This is a genomic window from Pseudomonas sp. KH_021 (genome assembly GCF_057838865.1).
Map to the genome: position 1 here is coordinate 2,138,795 of NZ_CM174477.1, position 24,186 is coordinate 2,162,980.

The window sequence follows — 24,186 nt, forward strand, 5'->3', positions numbered from 1 at the left end:
CATAGTCGAAATGCCGAGATTAAAAGCCCCCCGATGCGACGAAAGCCACCCTGTGATTAAATTTTTTTTCATCAAAACGCTGTATGACCCCCGGTTTTGCTGGGTTTGAGGGTGTTTTGCGAGGTGGAAAAAAAAGCCGTAAATTTTGCGCTGAAACGCGTAAACGGCTGATTTGGCACCCCTGTTGGCCGGAAGATCGTATCTGGCGAGGTGTTTCACTTGTTGCAGGCCTTCACTTCCTTGAGCAGACGGTCACGCAATTCGACGGTTGGAGGAGGGGTTGTGCTGTTGAGCTCGGCGATCTCCTTCTGGTTGAATTTCTGGGCAACGACGTTGGCCGTGCAGTCGCAGTAGCTCTTGGCTTTGTTCGGATCAATGTTCTGTTTGGCCGAGGCTTCGCAATTTTCGATGAATTTGCCTCGCTCGCCCGCAGGCCATGCAGCATGGGCGCTCAAGGGCAGGGCAAAGGCACCAAGCCAAGGCCAGGCACAGGAAGGGCTGAAAACGCATAGCGGTGACTCCTTGTGTTCAGGTCATTGAAGCGTAGGTGTCGCTATTTATCTGAGCGACGAAAAACCGCGCAAGTTCACCTTGATCTGCTCTGTGCAAACATTTTATGCCTTGCCGGCAGCATGACCGCCTATCGCCCGGCTTATCTGTGCTAGCATGCCCGGCTCGGGTTTGGCCGCAGGCTTGTATTGGCCGCGCCGATTCGAATTCACCCTTTTTGTATTATCCAGTTCTGGTTCGGCCTGGTTGGCCTGACGGCTCCTGCCACTGTGAGGCAGGCATGCCACCGAATCGCGTACTGGCTCATCCCAACCCACGTGACCTTTGGTAGGGGTCACCACTAGGAGAGGAGGCGCCATGCCCACTATTACTCTTCCCGACGGCAGTCAGCGTTCCTTCGACGGTCCCGTATCCGTAGCCCAAGTTGCAGCCTCCATCGGTGCGGGCCTGGCCAAGGCCACCCTGGCCGGCAAGGTCAACGGCAAGCTGGTCGATGCCTGTGACTTGATCGACAGCGACGCCACCCTGCAAATCATTACGCCAAAGGATGAAGAGGGGCTGGAGATCATTCGCCACTCTTGCGCCCACCTTGTTGGCCACGCGGTCAAGCAGTTGTACCCGACGGCCAAAATGGTGATCGGTCCGGTCATCGACGAAGGCTTCTACTACGACATCGCCTTCGAGCGTCCTTTCACGCCAGAAGACATGGCCGCTATCGAGCAGCGCATGCAGCAGCTGATCGATACCGATTATGACGTGGTCAAGAAGGTCACTCCGCGCGCCGAAGTCATCGAGGTGTTCAAAGCCCGTGGCGAGGACTACAAGCTGCGCCTTGTCGAAGACATGCCGGGCGAGCAGGCCATGGGCCTGTATTACCACGAAGAATACGTCGACATGTGCCGTGGCCCGCATGTGCCGAACACCCGTTTCCTCAAGTCGTTCAAGTTGACCAAGCTGTCTGGCGCCTACTGGCGTGGCGATGCGAAGAACGAGCAGCTGCAGCGTGTCTATGGCACTGCCTGGGCTGACAAGAAGCAACTGGCTGCGTACATCCAGCGCATCGAAGAAGCCGAAAAGCGTGATCACCGCAAGTTAGGCAAGCGCCTTGGGCTGTTCCATACCCAGGAAGAAGCGCCAGGCATGGTGTTCTGGCACCCCAATGGCTGGACGTTGTACCAAGTGCTTGAGCAGTACATGCGCAAAGTGCAGAAGGACAACGGCTACCTTGAGATCAAGACCCCACAAGTGGTCGATCGCAGCCTGTGGGAAAAGTCCGGGCACTGGGCCAACTATGCCGAAAACATGTTCACCACCGAATCGGAAAGCCGCGACTACGCGATCAAGCCGATGAACTGCCCATGCCATGTGCAGGTGTTCAACCAAGGCTTGAAAAGCTACCGTGAGCTACCGCTGCGCCTGGCCGAGTTTGGTGCCTGCCACCGTAACGAGCCGTCGGGTGCCTTGCATGGCATCATGCGCGTACGTGCGTTCACTCAGGACGACGCCCATATCTTCTGCACTGAAGAGCAGATGCAATCCGAGGCGGCAGCTTTTATCAAGCTGACCCTGGATGTCTACGCAGACTTCGGTTTCAAAGATATCGAACTGAAACTGTCCACTCGTCCAGAAAAGCGTGTAGGTTCCGACGAGTTGTGGGATCGTGCCGAGTCCGCATTGGCCGCTGCGCTCGACAGCGCGGGTCTTGCTTATGATCTGCAGCCGGGTGAGGGCGCGTTCTACGGTCCCAAGATCGAGTTCTCGCTCAAGGATTGCCTTGGCCGGGTCTGGCAGTGCGGTACGCTTCAGCTGGACTTCAACTTGCCAATCCGCTTGGGCGCCGAATACGTTTCGGAAGACAACGGTCGCAAGCATCCAGTCATGTTGCACCGTGCGATCCTCGGATCGTTCGAACGTTTCGTGGGTATTCTGATCGAGCATTACGAGGGTGCATTCCCTGCGTGGCTCGCGCCGACTCAGGCGGTCATCATGAATATCACTGATAAACAAGCGGATTTTGCCCAGCAGGTTGAAAAAAATCTCGCTGAAAGCGGATTCCGTGCCAAGTCCGACTTGAGAAATGAAAAGATCGGCTTTAAAATCCGCGAGCATACTTTGCTCAAGGTTCCCTATCTTCTGGTTATCGGAGATCGGGAAGTTGAGACGCAAACCGTCGCTGTGCGCACACGTGAAGGCGCTGACCTGGGCTCTATGCCCGTCGCTCAATTCGCTGAATTCCTCGCTCAAGCGGTTTCCCGGCGTGGTCGCCATGAATCGGAGTAATTATTATTAAGCGTGATATGAGACAAGATAAACGAGCTGCACCGAAGGCCCCGATCAACGAGAATATCTCGGCACGCGAGGTTCGGTTAATTGGCGCTGACGGCGAGCAGATTGGCATCGTCTCGATTGATGAAGCGCTTCGTATCGCTGAAGAAGCGAAGCTGGATCTGGTAGAGATTTCTGCCGATGCGCTACCGCCTGTTTGCCGAGTCATGGACTACGGCAAACACATCTTCGAAAAGAAGAAGCAGGTTGCTGCAGCGAAGAAGAACCAGAAGCAGGTCCAGATTAAAGAAATCAAGTTTCGTCCAGGGACGGAGGAAGGGGATTACCAGGTAAAACTACGCAACCTGGTACGTTTCCTTAGTGATGGGGACAGGGCCAAGATTTCCTTGAGATTTCGCGGCCGTGAGATGGCTCACCAGGAGCTGGGTATGGAACTGTTGAAGCGGGTTGAAGCTGACCTGCTCGAATACGGTTCTGTCGAACAGCACCCGAAGATGGAAGGACGCCAACTGATTATGGTCATCGCCCCCAAGAAAAAGAAATAACCACCAGGGCACGGCAGGCCTTGCGGTTATGTTTATCAACTGAATGCGGAGTATCCGAACATGCCAAAAATGAAAACCAAAAGCGGTGCAGCGAAACGTTTCCTGAAAACAGCAAACGGCATCAAGCACAAGCACGCTTTCAAGAGCCACATCCTGACCAAAATGTCGACCAAGCGTAAGCGTCAACTTCGTGGTAGCAGCTTGCTGCACCCGTCGGACGTTGCAAAAGTCGAGCGCATGCTGCGCATTCGTTAATTTCGGTCAAAGATTAGAGGAAGTTACTCATGGCTCGTGTAAAGCGTGGCGTCATCGCTCGTAAGCGTCACAAGAAAATTCTGAAACTGGCTAAAGGTTACTACGGCGCGCGTTCACGCGTATTCCGTGTAGCCAAGCAAGCGGTAATCAAGGCAGGCCAATACGCCTACCGTGACCGTCGTCAGAAAAAACGTCAGTTCCGCGCTCTGTGGATCGCCCGTATCAACGCTGGTGCTCGTATCAACGGTCTGTCCTACAGCCGTTTGATCGCTGGCCTGAAAAAGGCATCGATCGAGATCGACCGTAAGGTACTGGCTGATCTGGCAGTGAACGAAAAAGCGGCGTTTGCTGCGATTGTCGAGAAAGCTAAAGCCTCGCTGGCTTAAGTACCCCCGACAATCACCACAGGTCTTTGGCCTGCGGTGTTAAACGTCATAAATAGGGGAAGAGCCTTCAGCTCTTCCCCTATTTTGTATCTGGAGTCTGTACATGGAAAACCTGGATGCGCTGGTCTCCCAAGCCCTTGAGGCGGTGGAAAGCGCGCAAGACATCAATGCCCTGGAGCAGATCCGGGTTCACTTCCTTGGCAAGAAGGGCGAGCTGACTCAGGTGATGAAGACCCTGGGCAACCTGCCGGCTGATGAGCGACCAAAAGTCGGTGCGCTGATCAACGATGCCAAAGAGCGTGTCACTGCGGTGCTCAATGCGCGCAAGGCGGCTTTTGAGGAGGCGGAACTGAGCGCCAAACTCGCCGCTGAATGCATTGACGTCACCCTGCCGGGCCGTGGCCAGACCTCTGGCGGCCTGCATCCGATCACGCGGACTCTGGAGCGGATCGAACAATTCTTCACTCATATTGGCTACGGCATCGCCGAAGGCCCTGAGGTCGAAGACGATTACCATAACTTCGAAGCGCTCAACATCCCTGGCCACCACCCGGCGCGGGCGATGCATGACACCTTCTATTTCAATGCCAACATGCTGTTGCGTACCCACACCTCGCCGGTGCAGGTGCGGACCATGGAGTCGCAGCAGCCGCCGATCCGCATCGTATGCCCGGGTCGTGTGTACCGTTGCGACTCGGACATCACCCACTCGCCGATGTTTCATCAGGTCGAGGGTTTGCTGATCGATCGCGATATCAACTTCGCCGATCTGAAAGGCACCATCGAAGAGTTCCTGCGGGTGTTCTTCGAAAAAGAACTGTCGGTGCGTTTCCGTCCTTCGTTCTTCCCCTTCACCGAGCCTTCGGCTGAAGTCGATATCCAGTGCGTGATGTGCAGTGGCAAAGGCTGCCGCGTCTGCAAGCAGACCGGTTGGCTGGAAGTCATGGGCTGCGGCATGGTGCACCCGAACGTGCTGCGCATGTCCGGTATCGATCCTGAAGAGTTCCAGGGCTTTGCCTTCGGCATGGGCGCCGAGCGCCTGGCCATGCTGCGTTACGGCGTCAATGACTTGCGCCTGTTCTTCGACAACGACTTGCGGTTCCTTGCGCAATTTCGCTAGGTCGCACGCCCGTAACGTATCTTTAGGAGAGCAGGATGAAATTCAGTGAAAAGTGGCTGCGCGGTTGGGTAAACCCGCAGGTATCCCGCGACGAGCTGGTGGCTCGTCTGTCGATGGCGGGTCTGGAAGTCGATAGCGTGACGCCAGCGGCCGGCCAATTCAGTGGCATCGTGGTGGGCGAAGTGCTGAGCACTGAGCCGCACCCGGACGCCGACAAGTTGCGCGTGTGCCAGGTCAGCAACGGTAGCGAGACTTTCCAGGTCGTTTGCGGAGCGCCGAACGTGCGCCCGGGCCTGAAGATCCCGTTCGCCATGATCGGTGCCGAACTTCCGGGCGACTTCAAGATCAAGAAGGCGAAGCTGCGCGGTGTAGAGTCCAACGGCATGCTGTGTTCTGCCGCTGAGCTTCAGATCAGCGAAGAAAACGACGGCTTGCTGGAACTGGCTGCCGACGCGCCGGTTGGCCAGGACATTCGTGAGTACCTGGACCTTGACGACGCCAGCATCGAAGTCGACCTGACCCCGAACCGTGGTGACTGCCTGTCCCTGGCCGGTCTGGCTCGTGAAGTCGGTGCGCTCTACGCCGCACCCGTCACCCGCCCAGTGGTGCCAGCTGTGCCGGCAGTCAACGACGAAGTCCGTCCGATTGAAGTGCTGGCCCCGGCGGCTTGCCCGCGTTATTTGGGCCGCGTCATCCGTAATGTCGACCTGTCCCGCCCGACCCCTCTTTGGATGGTTGAGCGCCTGCGTCGCGCCGACGTTCGCAGCATTGATGCTGCCGTCGACATCACCAACTACGTGATGATCGAGCTCGGTCAGCCTCTGCACGCGTTTGATCTTGCCGAAATCAACGGCGGGATTCGGGTGCGCATGGCCGAGGAGGGCGAAAAGCTCGTCCTGCTGGACGGCCAGGAAGTGACCCTGCGCAGCGACACGCTGGTGATCGCTGACCACGCTCGCGCCCTCGCCATTGCTGGCGTGATGGGTGGCGAGCACAGCGGTGTCACCAGCAATACTCGTGATATTTTCCTGGAAAGCGCCTTCTTCGAGCCTATTTCGGTCGCGGGTAAAGCGCGTTCCTATGGTCTGCACACCGATGCTTCGCACCGTTACGAGCGTGGTGTCGACTCGCAGCTGGCCCGCGAAGCCATGGAGCGCGCCACTGGCCTGCTGCTGGAAATCACCGGTGGTGAAGCTGGCCCGATCATCGAAACGGTCAACGAACAGCATCTGCCTGTCGTAGCGCCGATCACCTTGCGCGCAGAGCGCGTCAGCCAGATGTTGGGCATGGAAATGGACGGCGCTCAAATCGAGCGGCTGCTCAATGCCCTGGGTCTGCAGACCACCCTGCAGGGTGAAGGGCAGTGGCAGGTCAGCGTACCGAGCCATCGATTCGATATCAGCCTGGAAGTCGACTTGATCGAAGAGTTGGCCCGTTTGCACGGTTACAACCGCCTGCCGGTTCGTTACCCGCAAGCACGTCTGGCTCCGCAGGCCAAGGCCGAAGCGCGCGGTGACCTGCCGGCATTGCGCCGCCTGTTGGTTGCACGTGGGTTCCAGGAAGCGATCAGCTATAGCTTTATCGATCCGAAGATGTTCGAGCTGTTCAACCCGGGTGTCGAACCACTGCTGTTGGCCAACCCGATCTCCAATGACATGGCTGCCATGCGTTCGTCGCTGTGGCCGGGCCTGGTCAAGGCGCTGCAACACAACCTCAATCGCCAGCAGGATCGTGTTCGCCTGTTCGAAAGTGGCTTGCGCTTTGTGGGTCAACTTGAAGGCTTGAAGCAAGAGCCGATGCTGGCGGGCGTTGTCTGCGGTAGCCGCTTGCCTGAAGGCTGGGCGCACGGTCGCGACGTCGTGGACTTCTTCGACCTCAAGGCTGATGTTGAAGCGATCCTTGGTTTCGCAGGTTCGCTGGACGATTTTACCTTCGTCGCCGGCAAGCACCCCGCGTTGCATCCAGGCCAGACGGCTCGCATCGAGCGTGATGGCCGCGAAGTCGGTTACATCGGTGCGCTGCACCCGGAACTGGTGAAAACCCTGGGCCTGGATCGTCCGGTCTTCGTTTTCGAACTGGTACTGGGCGATGTGGTCGCCGGGCGCCTGCCGAAATTCCAGGAGCTGTCGCGCTTCCCAGAAGTGCGTCGTGACCTGGCGTTAGTGGCTGATCGTAATGTGGCTTCTAGCGACGTGTTGGCGGTAATCCGTGAAAATGCAGGCGAGTGGCTGACAGATCTCAGGCTGTTTGACGTCTATCAGGGTAAAGGCATTGATCCTGATAGAAAAAGCCTGGCCGTCGGCTTGACCTGGCAGCATCCATCGCGCACTCTTAACGACGATGAGGTGAATAGCACGACGCAATCTATCCTCACCTCGCTCGAACAAAGGTTGAACACCACGTTAAGGAAGTAGCGTATGGGGGCTCTGACGAAAGCTGAAATGGCGGAACGTCTTTATGAAGAGCTGGGCCTGAATAAACGGGAGGCCAAGGAGTTGGTCGAACTGTTTTTCGAAGAAATCAGGCACGCTCTCGAAGACAACGAACAGGTAAAACTGTCCGGCTTTGGTAATTTTGATCTGCGCGATAAGCGCCAGCGGCCTGGCCGCAACCCGAAAACGGGGGAAGAAATTCCAATCACGGCTCGCCGTGTCGTCACCTTTCGTCCAGGGCAGAAGTTGAAGGCCCGAGTTGAGGCTTATGCTGGAACCAAGTCATAACGACGAGCTTCCGCCGATCCCAGGCAAACGCTACTTCACCATTGGTGAAGTCAGCGAGCTTTGTGCGGTAAAACCGCACGTGCTACGTTACTGGGAACAAGAGTTTCCTCAGCTCAACCCGGTCAAGCGCCGCGGAAACCGCCGGTATTATCAGCGCCAGGATGTGCTGATGATCCGCCAGATCCGCGCCTTGCTCTATGACCAGGGCTTCACCATCGGCGGGGCGCGTTTGCGCTTGTCCGGTGACGAGGCCAAAGACGACACCACCCAGTACAAGCAACTGATCCGGCAGATGATTGTCGAGTTGGAGGATGTACTGGGGGTTCTGAAGAAATAGCCATCGCTGTAAAAATTCTGGAAAATAATTCTTCCAAAATTCAAAAGCTTAAGGTAAATTCTTCATCGTTCTCAGCAACTTGGGAACATGCTTCAAGCCCAGTCGGGGCGTAGCGCAGCCCGGTAGCGCACTTGCATGGGGTGCAAGGGGTCGAGTGTTCGAATCACTCCGTCCCGACCATTATATTCAATGACTTAGCCACCTTCGGGTGGCTTTGTTGTTTCTGGGCTCAGTGACTTTTCGAGTGACTTGGCCTTTTTCCTCATCCGATCCTCCTCTTCAAGATGGTCAGCACCGGCCCGCGTGAATCAGTGGCCGATACCTTGTTTGCTGCCTCAATCAACTGACCGAGTTCCGCCCCAGAGTAGTGACTGGTCACGCTTCCGTTTTTGTGTCCCAATAACGACTTGCGGTCCTCCTCTGATACGCCAGCTGCTTTTAATCGCCTGCCGAATGAATGCTTTAGATCGTGGATGCGTATGGACGCAAACCCCGGGTGTGCCGCCCGAAAATGCTGCTCCTGCCAGAGCTTTGCTGCGCGCCCCCGTGCTTTCTTCCAGGCCGAGTCGTTCATCCGATGCATTGCGGTGCCGTTGTAGGGGAATACCCATTCCCGACTTACCCCGCGCTGGCCATCAATGATTGACTTGGCCAGCGTTGCGAACAAGTGATTCCGCAGATCAGTCATCTTGTTTTTCATTGGTTACCTCCCTGATAGCCTTTTTCAGCTTCCCGAGCTGGCGAATGGTGTCTTTCAATTCCGGCGGGTAGCGGTGGATGGTGTTGCGCCGCATGTTCTCGGCCCGGGTGACGAGCTCGAGGTTGTCGATTTCAATGTGGGCAGTGTTTCGATCGCGGAAGACCACGATGTGGCCGGCGGGGACAGGGCCGTGGGCTTCTTCCCACAAGATCATGTGCACTGACTTCCACCGGCGATGCGCTGGCCCGTCGTCGTGCGTTTTGCGCTGCCTGATGCCATCGGCGGTGACGCGCTCACTGCCAACTGGCACATGGTTATGGGGCATCGCTCCAGGGCTGAACCTGGTCTCGGCCGATCTGCCACCGGATACGAAGTTGGTGCCTTTGTTCCAGGGCTCTTGGCCTTTCTGGAATCGAGAGCCGATCCCGGGATTGTTGTCGCGTCTGAGCCGGCACGCGTGTTCGCTGGCGAGATACTCCTCGCTTCGTTTCAGGCCGAGCGCGTAGGCCTTGTTGTAGATCGCCCAATACGGCCGCTCGAACACCTTGAGCAGCTCAGGCATCGGCGTGTCCGGGTAGAGCTTGTTCAGTCGCTGCTCTTCCTCTGGCGTCCAAAGTTTGCGGTCTTTGGTCTTTCGCGTCGGCACGCTACTGAGGCGCGCCCACACGCTGTCCAGCGCTTGTTGAGCTATTGGGGTCATAGTGGCCTCGCTGGGGTGGCGTGATTCGTCGAAGTGGGCTATTGGTTGATGACTCGGCATGAGTCCTGAAGACAGGGAGCTACTAATGAAAACGCTGATAGTTGATCACTCTTGGAACAAAATCATCGAGCGAGATGAGTTCGCCAAGGTCGCGCTGGCGGCAAAGATTGAGCAGATCGAAGAAATCGAAGCTGCCATTCGAGCGGTTGAAGGTGAAGCGGCAGCCCGCAATGCTCTAAATGATGGCTTGATAAAGCATGCATTAACGCGCTGCCTGGAGAACTTGCAGGGATCTACATCCGTAACAGAGCAGGACTACTGGGTCTGTTACGAGTTTGCGACAACCGCTGCGAAGAATGCAGAGCGAATCATTGACGAAGAGCTTTCGCACGTGGGGTCGTGATCGTATCTGCGGGAGTTCGGCGCAGTAGTCGATAGCGCAACTACAATTGCTCCTGTCCAACATCAATCCTGCGCAGCTCCATCACATCGATGGAGCTTTCGCCATCAGTGATCTTCCAGCAGGGCAGCTCAAGTCTGCGAAACGTGCATGGGTAGTTCCGGTACGCGCCGAGCGCAGCCTTTCGGAACGAGTCGGCAGCGAACTTGCCGATAGCCATCGGGCTACCCCCCAGAAGCTTCAGGTCGTAGGTGGTGAGGCCCGCAATGCGCTTGGCTGCTGCGCGAATTGCACTGGGAGTACATCCGTACTCCTCGGCCACTTCCCTCACATGCTTGAACATCAGGGCTTCGTGGATCTGCCGGTCGCGCGCCGGCGCGCTTGAGCTGGTCGACCAACTGGGTGGGCAGGCCGCGAATGGTCAGCAGGCTGCCGGCTTGGTCGAACTCGACTTTCGAGCCCAGCAGGTGCGACTCGAAGCTGATCGACAGGCCCTCGGCGCGGCCGGTGAAGCGCCGGAATTGGTTGATGGTGCGCTTGTCCGCGGGGATCTCCGGCGAGAGGCCGTAGTCTTTGTTGCGGATGTGCTCGTAGAAGGCGCGAGGGCGGTCTTCGTCGATCAGCTTGCTGAGTTCCTCCAGGCTCACCGGCGCTCCGATCTTGATCTGGCTGGCGGCGTAATCGACCAGGGTAAGCGTCTTCACGCGAGCACTTTCCTCCGGCAGATCCTCGCCCTCAACGAAGTCGCTGAAGGCCTTGAGCAGAGTTCGCGTTTCGCCCGGCCCGTCGATACCCTCCTGGCAGCTGATGAAGTCCCGGAAATACTCAGTCGCCTTGCGGCCATTCTTCGGATTGATGAGCGAGATGTATTGCCGCGACTTCGGGTTGTTCTGCCACTCGGTCAAGTTGATGCGCGCCGCGAAGGCCAGGCTGTCGAGGGCCAGCGCTTTGGTGCGGACGACCTCAAGGTCTGAAGTGACCGACACCGACTCTCGTTGCTGGAGCAGTGCGATCGTCAGGTACTCGGTCAGGCCCTGCTGGTAGTGGGCGAAGAGGGCGTGGCCGCCGACCGACAGGTTCGATTCTTCCAGCAGCATCCGCAGGTGCTCGACGGCCTCCCGGCTGAATGCCGTGAAGTCGGTCGAGCCGGCGAGGTACTTGCTGAGCCAACCGCTCAAGGGGTGGGCGCCGGACTCAGCATGGAAGAAGCCCCAGGCCTTGTTGGCCTTGGCGTTGTAGCTGTCGTTCAGCTCGGACAGCAGCTCTTCATTCGCCTCTGACGGATCCAGCTCTGCGGTGCGGGCAAACAGAACGGCCGGGCTGCCGTCGGGCTTCTTGTCGATCTGGTGCACGATGATGTGGCGGATTGGCATTTGTGAAACTCCATTGCAGGCGCCGCCCTCCATGACTGGATGCGGCATTGTGGCAATTTGGTTTTGAATGGGGTATTACGGGTGAACGGCATGGGGCCGATAGGAGAGTCGTTGTGAGCAATCGACAGCTTGAAGATCAAATGGAGCAACGCTCCAACGCCGACGTGGCGGAGGCCTTAGGGATCTCGATTGAAGATGTCGAGAATTACGTGACAATCGAAACGAACAAAAGTGATGACGGCCTACTGTACGGTTACATTGCCGTCTTTGAGGAATCCACCCCGCTCAACGTTCGGCAAGCGGCAGGGCTTGGTGATGGATTTAGCATTGATCTAGGTCCGAACATCTTCGACAAAGAAGAGTGAATGCTGAAACTCAGGCTGGCGCGATGATCTGATCGTCTTCGTCTTGATCAGGATTGCCCAGGATCGACCTAATGCTCTCGTCGTTGAATCGGCGCGCCACGTTTTCGCTTAGTTCGATTTCGTGGCGCTTTCTAAGCGCTTCCCGTGCGCCTTCACGGCCGAGCGAGTGGACATAGCCTAGGCAGTCGGCCATCACCGATGCCTGCTCGGTGTCCTCGACCCACTCCATCAGCTCCAGCAGCCAGGCCTTCTCGCCCGGGCGTACTCTGTGCCGAAGCTCTTCTTCGCCCCTGGCCTTTCGCTTTCTCGCAGCCTTCGCTGACCGTTCCTGTTGGCTCGCCGCCAAACCGCTAGGCGGCAAGTGAGTTTGTGCCCGGCGCTGGTGGCGCTGCAGGGCCATTCGTTTGAGTTTCATGGGTGGCAGACGTCGATGAGGCCGTACTGCTTGCCACGGTAGGGGTATGCCACCAGCCTGTTTCCAGGCTCGCTGTAGATTGCCCAAGCCTGCTTGCTGCATCGAACCATCATCTCGGCGTACTTGATGACGCCGATGGGGTCGGTTGAAGCCCGAGTGTGCATGCTCATGGTTCAGCCTTGGCGACACACTTTTTCCCAGTCTTCGCCTTCGGGAAGTCGATCTTATAGGCCTGGATCAGCCGCATCAGGCGGTCGCCGCTTATTTGAAGCTGGCGCGCTACCTGGTGGCGATTGAGGCCCAGGGCCTGAAGCGCCTTGATTTGCTCGCACATCTTGGCGTCGTGGCCAGGATCGCTATAGGGCCTCTTGCAGGCTGCGTCCCTGAACTTTTGCGGCGAAGGTACTGGCTCGTGGCGCGATGGCAGCGGCATGTAGGCGGCAGATGCCAGCACCATGATCTCCCTACCAGAATTGAAGAAGGCAGCTTTCGCTGCCTCCAGTTTTGCTTGCCGCTGTGGGTAGGTCTCGACCGGATATTCGCTCATGCTGCGATCCCCAGAACTTTATTCATGCGCTCATCGAGGATTTCGTAGAAGGTTTTGACCCGCTCGGCGAGCTTTCGGATCAAAACCTCGTCGCGGTAAACGCGCTTGATGAACAGCGGCATACCCGGCCAGTAACAAACAAAGTCGATCCAGTCGCGCTCCGACACCCACAAGCCTCCCTGGCACTGTGCGACGTGTTCTTTCGGTACCACGTCGCTGAGGATCACTTCGACCTGCAGCTTCGGCAGCTTGGTTTTGATTTCGGTCAAACCCTTGTCCCCGATAAGTGAGTCAGGCGAATAGCCGATCCCGTGGTTCAGGATGATCCCTACCTGGTTGGCTTGGACGTCTTCACGGTCCTGGTACAGACCGCGCGCTACGCCTTCCAATTCATGCCCGCGCTCGGTGTGGCGGTTACCGGTGAAGGTGTCGGCCAACTCGCCGGTGATGCGCTCGCCGATCAGCGTGTTCATGTAGGTGAATGCGCCAGCGCCGAAGCCGGCCTCGCCCTTGCCGTTGACTAGCAGGCACTCCAGCTCGGAGCAGGTGACGATGCCCAGACGCAAGGCCAGCCATTCCGGCGTGCCTTGCTCGATGTTGGTGATGATCTGCATAGCTTACTCCTGCGGCCTGCTGGCCGATTTCGTGAGGCGGGCGAGTACGGTGTCGAACTCGGACTTGTAGACGTTGGCTGCGCATCCGTACTTGGCGACGAAGTTGTCGATCAGCACCTGGCTGCACTTCTTCAGTAATGCTTCGAGCTGCGCTGTCTGGCCCGGCGTGATGACTGGCTCGACGGGTGCTTCAGGCACTTGGTTCGCTCCTTGGCCATCATCGTCCTCACCGGTGGTAGTGAAGTTGAGCAGGGCGCCAGCGGTATAGCGCTTGCCGTAGCTGACAGAACTGGCCACGGCCTGGACGGCGTTCTTGCTGCCAGTAGCGTCAGCGGGGAGCAGGATGGACGTTGTTTCGCGGTGGCCGTCGCGATGGCTCAGTACGCCTTCGATCTCGACACCGCGATCAGTTCGCGGGATGCGGAACGACAGGGCGAAGCCATGCTTGGCCAGCACCGGCTTCAATTCCTCGTTGATGTCCTCCCACAGCGCGTAGGTGGATTGGACGATCTTGTATTTGTCGCGGATGGCGCCGCGCTCGCGCACCACGGGTAGCTCTTCCTGCATGTTGGCCATGGCCGCATCGAAGGCTTGCTTCGCCTGTTTGGCTTGCCGCGGCAGCTGACCACCTTCATGGAGTTACTATTGTCGCTGCTTCCGATCACTCGCATACCGTTACTGTTTTAGCTGCCGGAGATGAATCGCGACCAAGGAATGTGGCTTTGTTGTACGTTATTAAATATTGATAGCGGATTTAATAGTTTGGCTTTGATTTGACTCACTGTGCCTCGCAGTATCGATCTTTCAGGCGAGGACGTATTTTTAAACCATCAGCGTTCGACCACTCAAATACTGATTCTAGGTCCTCCTTTATGATTTTCGCGCACATTCCCGAAGAAAGAAAAATCCATGTGCCTTTGGCTTTTTGATCATTGGCGAGCCTAGCAGTGGCGGGCCTTCCTGGCGTGGAGCGGGAAATTTCTACGTAGAAGCTCAAGGCTTCCTGAACCATTCTGAACGTGTGTTTTTGATGATTTTAGTTTTCTGGAAATGTCAATGAATAGTTCATTGGTTAGGCTCCGTGTGCTCTGCAGTGTTATTCGGTAAGTGTGTGAGGCGATGGTCATTAATTAAAGTTGATTTAGTCCGTTTGTCTGTAGTCTCGCGTCCTTCTTTTTGTGTAAGACGCTTCCCAGTTATTTGTGAAGTTATTAAACGTCGGCGCATTGACGGCTTGTTGGTGTCTGGAGATAAAATGGTAATTACAGAGCAGCAGTTGCTGCTGATCCTCCCAAACGCCCGCCCAGTTGCGGGCGTTTTTGTTCCTGCGCTCAACCGAGCGATGGCGCGTTTCAAGATCGTCAGTCGTGTTCGTCAGGCAGTCTTCATTGCCCAGGTCGGACACGAGTCAGGCCAGCTGCGCTATCTGGTGGAAAACCTGAACTACAGCGCTGATGCCCTGATGAAGACCTGGCCTGCACGGTTCGATGCCAGTTTGGCCGAGCAGTACGCACACAAGCCGGAACGGATCGCCGCCGTGGTGTATGGCTCGCGACTCGGAAACACCCAGGCCGGCGATGGCTGGCGGTACCGGGGCCGCGGCCTGATCCAGCTGACCGGGCGCAGCAATTACCGCACGGCCGGCGCGGCTTTGGGCCTGCCACTGGAAGAGGAACCGGAGTTGCTCGAGCAGCCGGAGCAGGCCGCGCTATCTGCAGCCTGGTATTGGTCGACCAATAAGCTGAACGACTTGGCCGACGCAGGACGCTTCCAGGACATCGGCAGCCTGGTCAACACCGGAAAATTAGGGCGAATGCCGCACGGTGCCACTGAGCGCAAGGCGCTGTATGACCTTGCGCTGAAGGTGCTGGCGTGAGCTGGGGGCGAACGGCAGGCATTGCTGTCGCCTTGGCTCTGGCATTCGCTGCTTTATATAGCAGCTACCGCCATGGTTTGAGCGTGGCCGATGCCAAATGGCAATCCCGCTGGAGTAAGCGTGATGCCGACGACCGCCAGGTCGAGCAACTGGCTGAGGCTGCTGAACGCAATAAAGAGCAGGCCTACCAGCAATCAATCAACAAGGCGATTCAGGATGGACAGAATCTTATTGATCAGGCGGTTGCTGATGCTGCTCTCGCTCGCTATCGCGCTGACAGCGTGCGCGACGAAGCCGACGCCCTTGCCGCCCGTCTCGCAGCCCAAGCCCGCGGCCATTCCTGCACTGCCACCGCAAGCCAGGCAGCTGCCCGCGCCGTCATGGTGCTTGCCGACGTGTTCAAGCGCGCTGATGAAAGAGCGGGAGACCTGGCGGCAGATGCTGATCAAAGCCGGGGCAGGGGAATGACCTGTGAGCAGGCCTATGACAGCCTCAAAAAATTAGGGGGTGTTCGTTCGGTAGGACGCCGGAAGTGGGCTGGCTATGGCCAGTGACTTTCGAAGTGACTTTGTTCAGGTATGTTGGGCTTCGTTGGGCATCGTTGCAGCGAGCGCCAAGGAGAAAAGCCTTTGTTATCATGCTGCTACGTTGGCTTCGCATGCATGGGGTGCAAGGGGTCGAGTGTTCGAATCACTCCGTCCCGACCATATTTTTCAATGACTTAGCCCAATCTTCACCGGTTGGGCTTTTTCTTTTCTGGCTCAGGGGTAAACAAGGGGGTAAACACATTGTCGCCTTGCTAGCCGCGGCACGCAGATATTGTGAACTCTGCTTTCAGCCCTTTCTAGCGCTGCCTTCGCCCCAATACTGTTCGATGTTTCTCTTCCTTTCGGAAGTTACCAAGCAAAATGTTGTCGAGGCGGTGCGCGTTCAAGATAGATTCGACGAGGCAGTAGGCTGTCCCGCCCAGTGACTTCTTCGCCCGAGGCGCAGCTTGCGACCCATCCGCGCAGCCCGTTCAAGCCGCAAGTTGACTTTCAAGATGCTTCGACCAATGGCTGTGTTGTATTCGATCATCAGAGCATGAGTCGTCGACAAACCGGCCGCTACCAGATTTTCCTTTCAGCCTCTAAAAATAGGACGTACATCTTCAAGGTCTACATTAGGGCTCTACCCCCGAGGTTTGCGGTGTCGAGTTAACCGGCGAACCGATCATCCGGGCTAAGGGCGCCGAGATGCACCTCCTCGGTACCAACTACCGCACGGTACAGGGACGCTCGGGCAATTTGTATTTCGATGAATTATTTTGGATCCACAAGTTTGAGGAGCTGAAAAAGGTCGCCTCGTGCATGGCGCTGCACAAGGACTGGCGCAAGACCTACATTTCGACGCCGTTGAGCATGGCCCATGAAGCCTACAAGCTGTAGACCGGCGAGCGGTTCAACAAGGGCAAACCGACGGCCCAGCATTTCAAACTGAACGTGAGCCACAGCGCGCTGCACCAGGGCCGTTTGGCGATCGACAGGTATGATCGTCGACGGACTGTGCGGTGATTTCTCGCAGGCGTGATCATGGATCAGCGCCTGGGCGTGCGCCAGTTCGTTGCGTTGCTTCGGTGTGAGCTTGATGGTCGTGGGTTTCCTTGCCATCGAAAATGAGCTTGTAGACGTCTGAGAGTAGAGCGGCTTTGCTGTCACCACATAGTCGCATACAGGCAGGGTATCCCTTGAGCCTCACTCACTGAGCAGCGTTTCCAAAGGTCGATCGGGGGCTGAGTCAAGCACCCGGATCGCACTAATTAGCTCGCGTGCTGCTTCACTACCAAATCGGATTTGAAGAGTGCGCCTCTGGTTACCCGAATGCGTGGGAGCGTATGCCACAAGCAGTTCTCGATCTGCGACTTCAAATCGCACCTCGGAAAGTGCTTGTATATGAGCGATAGTGAAAATCATCTATTAGTTTGATGCTCTCAAGCGTGACGTAGCGCAACTCACCTGAGGCATACCTCCCAGTACACTAAATTGTTATTTGAAGAGATTGCGGTCGCCTCCTAGGGGGTCGAGGGCCATCCTCGAAAGCCTGGCGGCAGATTGCACGGTGCATTCGCTATCTGACAGGCGCTGGGCGCTTGGGTGACATGATTGCGGGGGGTAGGTGAGATTAGTAAAACGGCCATTGCAGCGAATAGACAGGCCAACAACGCGATCGATTTTATTTTTGTTTTCATTTCTTCGTCTCTTGGGGGCACAAATTAGTGACAGGTTGCGATGCCTGAAGTCGAAATGGTCCTATCTTTCGGTAGTACGCAGAGTTCGTTGTCGAGCGGTGTTTGCAGGGCCGAGCCACGTAGGCGGAGTCAGCGAACACTAGAAAGGGATGGCGCAATGCAGGCGGGCAAGTTAACCCGTGATGACCAGACGCAGCGGCAATTAGCCGCCACGCTTGGGGGGCATTGGAAAATCAGGCTGCACTGAAGGTCTTATGCGGATCGATGACGAATTTCTTCGGCACACCCGCATCAAATTCACCGTAACCTTCCGGCGCCTGATCCAGGCTGATGACCTGCACACCCACCACTTCGGCGATATTGATGCGGTCCCACATGATCGCCTGCATCAGTTGGCGGTTGTACTTCATCACCGGAGTCTGGCCAGTGTGGAAGCTGTGGGATTTGGCCCAGCCCAGGCCGAAGCGAATGCTTAGGCTGCCTATTTTTGCCGCGGCATCCGCCGCGCCCGGGTCTTCGGTGACATAAAGGCCCGGGATGCCGATTTTGCCTGCCACGCGCACCACGCCCATCAGAGAGTTGAGCACAGTGGCCGGGGCTTCGTGTTTGACGCCGTCATGGCCGTGGCCGCGGGCTTCGAAGCCCACGCAGTCCACTGCGCAATCCACTTCCGGTTCGCCCAGCAATGCGGCGATCTGTTCGTGCAGTGGCGCGTCTTTGGACAGATCGACGATTTCAAAACCTTGGGCCTTTGCGTGGGCTAGGCGGATGGTGTTGACGTCACCGATGATCACGACGGCAGCGCCCAACAGGCGAGCGGACGCGGCAGCGGCCAGGCCGACGGGACCGGCGCCGGCGATGTAAACAGTGCTGCCTGGACCTACGCCGGCAGTCACTGCACCGTGGTAACCGGTGGGCAGGATGTCGGAGAGGCAAGTCAGGTCGAGGATTTTCTCCATGGCCTTGTCGCGGTCCGGAAGCTTCAGCAGGTTGAAGTCGGCGTAGGGCACCAGGACGTATTCAGCCTGGCCGCCGGTCCAGTCGCCCATGTCGACGTAACCGTAAGCGCCACCGGCACGTGCCGGGTTGACGGTCAGGCAGACACCGGTGTGTTGTTCCTTGCAAGAACGGCAGCGTCCGCAAGCCACGTTGAACGGTACGGACACCAGGTCGCCGATTTTCAGGTTCTCGACGTCGCTGCCCTTCTCGATCACTTCACCGGTGATCTCGTGGCCCAGTACCAGGCCGGTCTGAGCGGTGGTACGACCGCGCACCATGTGCTGGTCGGAGCCGCAAATGTTGGTCGATATCACTTTGAGAATGACGCCGTGCTCAATCTTTCGGCCCCGAGGGTCTTGCATCTTCGGATAGTCGATTTTTTGTACTTCAACCTTGCCCGCCCCTAGATAAACCACACCGCGATTACCAGACATATGTTGTTCTCCGTTGTTGTGAATGTACCGAGGTTTAATGCTGCTATCAGTTCGCGCTGAACACCCGCTAATGGTCCGCGCAGCTAAATATCCAACTCCAGGAGCAGCCAACAGCGCGAAGGGGCATTCCTCGATGCCGGTGCGAATACGCGTTAAGTTGCGCATGGCATGACAAATGGCGTTGACGGTGAGGAATGCTTAGTGGCTGCGCCAGGCTTACTATGAGTTTGCGACCAGTTGAACCTAGGCCTGCTCTTCTTTCTTCAACTTATCCAGAACCCACCGCATCAGTGACAGGGCATTGTCGAAAGCGATCGGTACCTGCGTTGGATTCGGTGTGTGTTGGAGGACCCGAGCTTGAGCCTCAATCATGATCCGATCCTCCTCGAAGGCCATTCGGGCAATGGCGATCATGTCATCGGCAAGTTTTTCGCTGCATCCAGCAAGAGCATGGCGATTAGGCGCCCAGGAGAAAAAGTATCTGGAGGTATCGTCATTAGTCGGCGTGATGGCCTGGCATGTCACGTCGTGAGTAATGGGGGCCACATCCTGCGGCTTTTCACCATCGAATTGCTCCAGGGTTCCGCGCGGGAAACTGTACGAGTTCATCACCATCACGCCCGGTGCCAAAAAATCGTAAGCGGTAAAAATATCCACCGTATCGGAATCTACGACCCCTTTGATGTGATTCGGCGTCGGTTGTGCAGGTAACCAACGCTCAACCCGCACTCCGCGGTTAATTCGACTGACTTTCGGTCGAACATGGGCCCAATCTATGCCCATGCCAAAGCTTTCCGGATGGAGAAAATAGAGGTGCGAAAAATCCAACAGGTTGTCGTTAACTAACTGGTAGTTGGCTTGATACTCGATGCTGCCTGATCTAAAAATCCAATCGGGGTGATCATGGCCCACAGCTGGAGGGATAAGCGCGGGATCTGCCTCCTGTGGGTCACCGAGCCATACCCATACCCAACTGTCTTGTTCAATGACGGGGAAGCTACGCACGCATGCCTGCGCAGGGACAATATCTTGGCCGGGTATCTCGGTGCACTTGCCTGAACTGTCAAATTTCAGACCGTGGTACATGCAGCGCACGTAATCTCCTTCTTTTCTCCCTATGGATAAGGGTGCGGAGCGATGGCAGCAGCGGTCTTGCAGTGCTGCGATGGCTCCATTCTCCAGGCGGTAGAGCACGATTGGCTCATTGATGATGGTTCGAGCAACCAGCCCGTCAGTGACCTCATAGTCCCACGCTGCCACATACCAGCAGTTGTGCAAATACATAAACTCCTCCGGCGGCTTGTTGTTGCATTTGTGTCGCAAGCATATGGATGCGAGGATTAGTCTTCCATGCTGTATTTTATCGAATTTCGGCTGAATTCATCACATTGGAGTGGGCGTGGATCTTCTAGGCGAAGTACTTTTATCCCTTAAGGTAGAAGCGAACTCGGGTGGCATCTATGCGCTGGGGGATCCCTGGGGGCTGAGGGTGCCTAGCTTTTCAGCTGCTAGTGCCTTCGCGTTGTGTTGCCTCGACGCCCCGCTCTGGTTGATGGTGTCCGGACAAGCTCCAGTTCTCCTTGAGTCGGGCGACTCGGTTTTGATATTGCAGGGTGCCGCCTATACGGTGGCTTCGAGCCCAGAAGCTGACTGCATCGATTTGATGGATTACTGGCACTCGAGAGGGTTACCGCTGCTGGTCGCTGGGGAACGGCAGGCGGCTCCTATTTCTGGACTGGAATTAGGGCAGGGTGAGAAGGTGGGACGCTTGATGATACTTGCCTTTTTGCTTCAGGCTGCGGACAGCAACCCGCTGCTACGGTCGCTGCCACCAATGATCCACCTTCATGGGAGTGCCAGCGGCATGTTCCCCTGGATGAATTCATTGCTGGAGTTTCTCGTGAGCGAAGATACGGCTAACCGCGCCGGTTATGTGGCGACTGCTGCGCATCTTTCAAACTTGATTTTTACCAGTTTTATCCGCGCTCATGCGCTGTCCGTTCCAGGGGACAGTAGCGGTTGGCTTCAGGGACTGGCGGACCGGCGCATCCGCCAGGCTTTGGTTTCAATGCATGCGCGCCCGGGCGAGCACTGGACCACCGAGTCGCTGGCGAAGGAAGCGGGGATGTCCCGTCATACCTTTGGTCGCCGTTTCACTCGACTGGTAGGTCAGTCGCCCATCGATTATTTGATTGATCTTCGGATGCAGGTGGCCGCGGAACGCCTTCGCGCCGGCGATCCGGTAGCTCGGGTGGCCGAAGCCGCAGGGTATCAATCGGAACGCGCCTTTCGTGAGGTTTTTCGTAGGCGATTTGGGGTACCACCCTTGCGTTACAGCAAGGCATAGTCATTGAGATCGAGCAGGAAGGTCTTGCCCGTACGGAGGCTGAAAGGGCGTGGGTTGAACCATGATTTCTGAATAGGCAGCGCCAACTTCAAGTTAGCGCTGCGAGCAGGCGGGGGAGCTTAGTTCCGTGAATTAGTTAATCTGCCTGGCCTAGTAGGGCGCCACCGTCGATGACGATTTCGCTGCCGGTGATGTAGGAAGACGCCGCAGAGGCGAGGAGTAGCGCAATCCCCTTGATCTCTGCCGGGTCAGCAACGCGATGCTGTGGGTTCCCTGCCTCCAACAACCGGCGCATCTCAGGATCTTTGACATGGCCGTCGGCGATGTTGGTGGCAAAGGCGCCCGGAGCAATAGCATTCACCTGAATGTTGTACTTGGCCAGTTCCAGTGCGGCCTGACGCATCAAATGGGATGCACCGGCCTTCGCTGGGAGATAAGGCGTGCCAACCCAGGCGACGCTGCGAAAACTTGCAATCGAGGTGGTCACCACGATCTTGCCAGAACCCTGTGGCTTCATATGTTTAGCGGATTCTTGCAGGCAGTGCAGCACGCCATTCAAGTTGATGGCTATGACTCGCTCCCAGTTACGGAGATCGAGGTTTTCTAGGGTGCCTTCCAACACCCGCTGCCCCTCACGTCCAAGAAAACCAGGACCCGCATCGATCCCTGCGTTCGCAAATACCACGTCCAGCCTGCCGTAATGATTGACCGTGTTTTGAAATGCAGTTGCGACGGACGCTCGGTTACTGACGTCTACGAATTCGCCACGTACTTCAAGGCCGCGGCTGGCGAGCGAAGAGACAGTGTCGTCGAGGCTCTGGGTGTTGATATCCATCAGAGTGACTTTGGCACCATTTTCTGCGAGCGCTTCTGCGCAGGCCAGTCCGATACCACTCGCTCCACCGGTGACTACACAAACCCGGCCAGATACGTCGAACAAATGTGCGGCTGTACTCATCTCAAATCTCGCTGTTGTTGTATTGGAAGGAGACTTGTTAATACCGAGCGGCTCGTCGTGCGGCACCTATCGGATGGCGGTTGATAGCCCAGACAAACAGCTTTGCTATGGTCCGGGTCTGTACTGCACTCAGCTCGCACTCACGCAACCACGTGCTCTACTGCGGCCAGGGAAGGGATAGCAGGAGAGCGCAAGCGCTCTAACTCGCTGCATTGTCCATATCAGTAAGGGGTCGGCGAAAGTTAAAGGCGATACGGGAGGCCTCGACACAGTTGATGTGAGAGCGGGCTGTTTTCGAGAAAGGCGGATCTATCTTTGGATAGGTGCCCCCGGTTGTGCCATCTCCGTACGTTCAGTTCACAGCAGCCACCTAGCCGCTGGATAGGACTCAAAAGTCAGGCTTCACCTGCCTGCTCAAAATGTGAGCCTTACCGATAATCGGAGAATAATAATAATGGCGATTGATACAAACCGTACCTGTTTCACTGCTGGAAAAAAGGCAGATTTGCCATCGGCGTGTCTGCCCGCTGCGGCGATTTTGAGCATGGCTTTAGCAACGATCAGCCTCAGTTCACCTGTTCGCGCGGCGCAATTTGACGTTGGTGAAGTCGACGTCAACTGGACGAACACCCTCAAGTACTCCTTGGGTTCTCGCCTCGGTGAACCCAATGATAAAAATCTGGCCAACGCAAACGTAGATGATCCTGATCGTAACTTTGATAAAGGGTCATTAATCATGAATCGATTTGACTGGTTGAGCGAATTCAATGCTCGCTGGAAGAACTTCGGGCTGAGTCTGAGTGGTGCTGCGTGGTACGACAATGTCTATAACCGCAGTAACGATAACAACTCGCCGGCGACGTTTAACCCGTATTCGGTAAGCAACGATCATTTTACCGACCAGACTGAAAAATGGGCTGGTAAGAAAATCGAGTTAATGAACGCTTTTGTGTCTGGTCAATTTACGCCAATGGATGTACCGGTCAGCATGCGACTGGGGCAACACACGCTGATATGGGGAGAAAGCCTGTTTTTTACCGACAACGGCGTCGCCGCCGGCATGGCACCTGTGGATGCCTACAAAGCACTGAGCGTTCCCAATATCAAAGCGCAGGAAGTTTTTCTGCCGACCAATCAGCTGTCGATGAGCGTGCTTCTTTCTGATAGTTGGGTGGTTGAGGGGTACTATCAGTTTGAATGGGAGAAAACACGTATTCCTCCTGCAGGTAGTTTTCTTTCGTCGGTCGACCTTTTGGATGAAGGTGGGGAACGAATCATTGCCGGGCCCGGTGCGTATTTTTATCGCGGCGCTGATAAAAATCCGGACGCTGGACAATATGGGGTTTCGGTGCGGTGGCGACCAGTTGACTTGAACCTCGATATGGGCGTGTATGCTCTTCGCTATAATGACAAAACTCCCCGTGTAAATACCATTCCATCTGGCGGATTTGACCCGGTAAATGGTTCGATCGGCGAATATTTCCTCGATTACAAGGAGAAGATAGAACTCTATGGATTAAGCGCCAACATGTCTTACGGTTCGCTGAATCTTGGAGGGGAGATCTCCTATCGCGATGGCGTTCCGCTTCGAGCAAATGGCGGTGTTCTAGTACCTGATGTACTGGGCAATACACTGCACGCACAAGTGTCTGCTATATGGGTTGGAAGTGCGGGTCCCGCGTGGGATGGCGTCAGTATCGCCGCAGAGCTGGCAGGACATAAACTTCTTGAAGTGACGCGAAACAAGGAACAACGCGATACCAGCTTGGATGATTCGGCATACGGGATTCGCGGGGTCACAACTTTACAGTACTTCCAGGTGATGCCAAGCCTGGATGTTGAGATACCGATAGGTCTTGGGTACAACTTTAAAGGTAAGTCTCCGATTTCGGCTGCCTTCAACAATTATGGTGGCAATGAAGGGGGCGATCTCACTGTCGGCGTAGTGGGTACTTACCAACAAGACTGGAAGTTGGGTCTTAGCGCTACGCACTTTTTTGGCAGTGAGACAACGAATTACTACTCAGGGCGTGATTTCCTGATGGCCTCTGTTAGTCGTTCCTTCTAATTAC

The 24,186-nt window shown here is 56.4% G+C and carries 24 protein-coding genes, 1 tRNA gene and 3 pseudogenes; 16 read left to right on the forward strand and 12 right to left on the reverse strand.

The features are described 5' to 3' along the window. Nucleotides 1-215: 215 nt before the first annotated feature. Nucleotides 216-455, reverse strand: a complete 240-nt coding sequence (locus AC3IX4_RS10060; protein WP_489260393.1) for a hypothetical protein — start codon at nt 453-455, stop codon at nt 216-218. 412 nt (nt 456-867) lie between these two features. On the opposite strand from AC3IX4_RS10060, the gene thrS reads away from it, so the two are divergent. The 9 genes from thrS to AC3IX4_RS10105 all read left to right on the forward strand — a co-directional run bounded on the left by thrS (nt 868) and on the right by AC3IX4_RS10105 (nt 8,339). Continuing rightward, a complete protein-coding gene (gene thrS, locus AC3IX4_RS10065; protein WP_489260394.1) occupies nt 868-2,790 on the forward strand; it encodes a threonine--tRNA ligase in 1,923 nt (640 codons plus the stop codon). Beyond that, entirely contained in the window at nt 2,790-3,341 is a 552-nt protein-coding gene (gene infC, locus AC3IX4_RS10070) for a translation initiation factor IF-3 (RefSeq protein ID WP_489261263.1), read from the forward strand. The genes thrS and infC overlap by 1 nt, the downstream gene beginning before the upstream one ends. 60 nt (nt 3,342-3,401) lie before the next feature. Beyond that, nucleotides 3,402-3,596 carry a 50S ribosomal protein L35 gene (rpmI, locus tag AC3IX4_RS10075; protein WP_130265274.1) on the forward strand — a complete coding sequence of 65 codons (195 nt, stop codon included), beginning with the start codon at nt 3,402-3,404 and terminating at the stop codon, nt 3,594-3,596. 29 nt (nt 3,597-3,625) lie between these two features. Then, on the forward strand, nt 3,626-3,982 hold the full coding sequence (gene rplT / locus AC3IX4_RS10080; RefSeq protein ID WP_010222414.1) for a 50S ribosomal protein L20: 357 nt from the start codon (nt 3,626-3,628) through the stop codon (nt 3,980-3,982). Between the two features lie 103 nt (nt 3,983-4,085). Then, complete coding sequence (pheS, locus tag AC3IX4_RS10085; RefSeq protein WP_489260395.1) at nt 4,086-5,102, forward strand: phenylalanine--tRNA ligase subunit alpha; 1,017 nt, start codon at nt 4,086-4,088, stop codon at nt 5,100-5,102. Nucleotides 5,103-5,137: 35 nt separating this feature from the next. Next, nucleotides 5,138-7,516, forward strand: a complete 2,379-nt coding sequence (gene pheT, locus AC3IX4_RS10090) for a phenylalanine--tRNA ligase subunit beta (RefSeq protein WP_489260396.1) — start codon at nt 5,138-5,140, stop codon at nt 7,514-7,516. A 3-nt stretch (nt 7,517-7,519) separates the two neighbouring features. Continuing rightward, nucleotides 7,520-7,822, forward strand: a complete 303-nt coding sequence (gene ihfA, locus AC3IX4_RS10095) for an integration host factor subunit alpha (protein WP_002553164.1) — start codon at nt 7,520-7,522, stop codon at nt 7,820-7,822. Then, complete coding sequence (locus AC3IX4_RS10100; RefSeq protein ID WP_403049376.1) at nt 7,803-8,159, forward strand: MerR family transcriptional regulator; 357 nt, start codon at nt 7,803-7,805, stop codon at nt 8,157-8,159. The genes ihfA and AC3IX4_RS10100 overlap by 20 nt, the downstream gene beginning before the upstream one ends. 103 nt (nt 8,160-8,262) lie before the next feature. Further along, a tRNA-Pro gene (locus tag AC3IX4_RS10105) sits at nt 8,263-8,339 on the forward strand. Between the two features lie 82 nt (nt 8,340-8,421). Here AC3IX4_RS10105 and AC3IX4_RS10110 read toward each other — a convergent pair. Both AC3IX4_RS10110 and AC3IX4_RS10115 read right to left on the reverse strand, forming a co-directional pair. Beyond that, a pseudogene (locus AC3IX4_RS10110) lies at nt 8,422-8,814 on the reverse strand (tyrosine-type recombinase/integrase); the annotation flags it as partial. A gap of 25 nt (nt 8,815-8,839) precedes the next feature. Next, complete coding sequence (locus tag AC3IX4_RS10115) at nt 8,840-9,559, reverse strand: HNH endonuclease signature motif containing protein (RefSeq protein WP_489260397.1); 720 nt, start codon at nt 9,557-9,559, stop codon at nt 8,840-8,842. An 85-nt stretch (nt 9,560-9,644) separates the two neighbouring features. Here AC3IX4_RS10115 and AC3IX4_RS10120 point away from each other — a divergent pair, with 85 nt between their 5' ends. Continuing rightward, a complete protein-coding gene (locus tag AC3IX4_RS10120) occupies nt 9,645-9,962 on the forward strand; it encodes a hypothetical protein (RefSeq protein ID WP_489260398.1) in 318 nt (105 codons plus the stop codon). Between the two features lie 368 nt (nt 9,963-10,330). Here the strand turns inward: AC3IX4_RS10120 and yejK are convergent. Next, a pseudogene (gene yejK / locus AC3IX4_RS10125) lies at nt 10,331-11,332 on the reverse strand (nucleoid-associated protein YejK); the annotation flags it as partial. A gap of 113 nt (nt 11,333-11,445) precedes the next feature. Here yejK and AC3IX4_RS10130 point away from each other — a divergent pair. After that, nucleotides 11,446-11,697 (forward strand): hypothetical protein, encoded by a 252-nt coding sequence (locus AC3IX4_RS10130; protein ID WP_489260399.1) that lies wholly within the window; start codon nt 11,446-11,448, stop codon nt 11,695-11,697. A 10-nt stretch (nt 11,698-11,707) separates the two neighbouring features. Here AC3IX4_RS10130 and AC3IX4_RS10135 read toward each other — a convergent pair whose 3' ends face one another. From AC3IX4_RS10135 to AC3IX4_RS10155, 5 genes are read right to left on the reverse strand one after another with little or no spacing between them, the layout of a single operon-like run. After that, complete coding sequence (locus AC3IX4_RS10135) at nt 11,708-12,112, reverse strand: hypothetical protein (protein ID WP_489260400.1); 405 nt, start codon at nt 12,110-12,112, stop codon at nt 11,708-11,710. After that, complete coding sequence (locus AC3IX4_RS10140; protein WP_489260401.1) at nt 12,109-12,282, reverse strand: hypothetical protein; 174 nt, start codon at nt 12,280-12,282, stop codon at nt 12,109-12,111. The genes AC3IX4_RS10135 and AC3IX4_RS10140 overlap by 4 nt, the downstream gene beginning before the upstream one ends. Beyond that, nucleotides 12,279-12,659, reverse strand: a complete 381-nt coding sequence (locus tag AC3IX4_RS10145) for a hypothetical protein (protein WP_489260402.1) — start codon at nt 12,657-12,659, stop codon at nt 12,279-12,281. Before AC3IX4_RS10145 ends, AC3IX4_RS10140 begins: the two co-directional genes overlap by 4 nt. Continuing rightward, nucleotides 12,656-13,273 (reverse strand): lambda exonuclease family protein, encoded by a 618-nt coding sequence (locus tag AC3IX4_RS10150; RefSeq protein ID WP_489260403.1) that lies wholly within the window; start codon nt 13,271-13,273, stop codon nt 12,656-12,658. Before AC3IX4_RS10150 ends, AC3IX4_RS10145 begins: the two co-directional genes overlap by 4 nt. Nucleotides 13,274-13,276: 3 nt before the next feature. After that, on the reverse strand, nt 13,277-13,849 hold the full coding sequence (locus AC3IX4_RS10155) for an ERF family protein (protein WP_489260404.1): 573 nt from the start codon (nt 13,847-13,849) through the stop codon (nt 13,277-13,279). A 679-nt stretch (nt 13,850-14,528) separates the two neighbouring features. Here AC3IX4_RS10155 and AC3IX4_RS10160 point away from each other — a divergent pair. The 3 genes and pseudogenes from AC3IX4_RS10160 to AC3IX4_RS10170 form a co-directional block, all read left to right on the forward strand. Further along, nucleotides 14,529-15,149 carry a glycoside hydrolase family 19 protein gene (locus AC3IX4_RS10160; RefSeq protein WP_489260405.1) on the forward strand — a complete coding sequence of 207 codons (621 nt, stop codon included), beginning with the start codon at nt 14,529-14,531 and terminating at the stop codon, nt 15,147-15,149. Continuing rightward, a complete protein-coding gene (locus AC3IX4_RS10165; RefSeq protein WP_489260406.1) occupies nt 15,146-15,703 on the forward strand; it encodes a DUF2514 family protein in 558 nt (185 codons plus the stop codon). Before AC3IX4_RS10160 ends, AC3IX4_RS10165 begins: the two co-directional genes overlap by 4 nt. 544 nt (nt 15,704-16,247) lie before the next feature. After that, nucleotides 16,248-16,687 (forward strand): annotated as a pseudogene (locus tag AC3IX4_RS10170) (terminase large subunit domain-containing protein); the annotation flags it as partial. A gap of 922 nt (nt 16,688-17,609) precedes the next feature. On the opposite strand, the gene fdhA reads toward AC3IX4_RS10170, so the two are convergent. Further along, a complete protein-coding gene (gene fdhA, locus AC3IX4_RS10175; RefSeq protein ID WP_489260407.1) occupies nt 17,610-18,809 on the reverse strand; it encodes a formaldehyde dehydrogenase, glutathione-independent in 1,200 nt (399 codons plus the stop codon). A 243-nt stretch (nt 18,810-19,052) separates the two neighbouring features. Then, complete coding sequence (locus tag AC3IX4_RS10180; RefSeq protein ID WP_489260408.1) at nt 19,053-20,093, reverse strand: Rieske 2Fe-2S domain-containing protein; 1,041 nt, start codon at nt 20,091-20,093, stop codon at nt 19,053-19,055. A gap of 115 nt (nt 20,094-20,208) precedes the next feature. Between AC3IX4_RS10180 and AC3IX4_RS10185 the strand changes: the two genes are divergently transcribed. After that, on the forward strand, nt 20,209-21,156 hold the full coding sequence (locus AC3IX4_RS10185) for a helix-turn-helix domain-containing protein (RefSeq protein ID WP_489260409.1): 948 nt from the start codon (nt 20,209-20,211) through the stop codon (nt 21,154-21,156). A gap of 136 nt (nt 21,157-21,292) precedes the next feature. Here AC3IX4_RS10185 and AC3IX4_RS10190 read toward each other — a convergent pair whose 3' ends face one another. Next, the gene (locus AC3IX4_RS10190) at nt 21,293-22,114 is read right to left on the reverse strand and encodes an SDR family NAD(P)-dependent oxidoreductase (RefSeq protein WP_489260410.1); all 822 of its coding nucleotides are present in this window, start codon (nt 22,112-22,114) and stop codon (nt 21,293-21,295) included. Between the two features lie 454 nt (nt 22,115-22,568). Between AC3IX4_RS10190 and AC3IX4_RS10195 the strand changes: the two genes are divergently transcribed. Next, entirely contained in the window at nt 22,569-24,182 is a 1,614-nt protein-coding gene (locus AC3IX4_RS10195; RefSeq protein WP_489260411.1) for a DUF1302 domain-containing protein, read from the forward strand. Nucleotides 24,183-24,186: the final 4 nt, after the last annotated feature.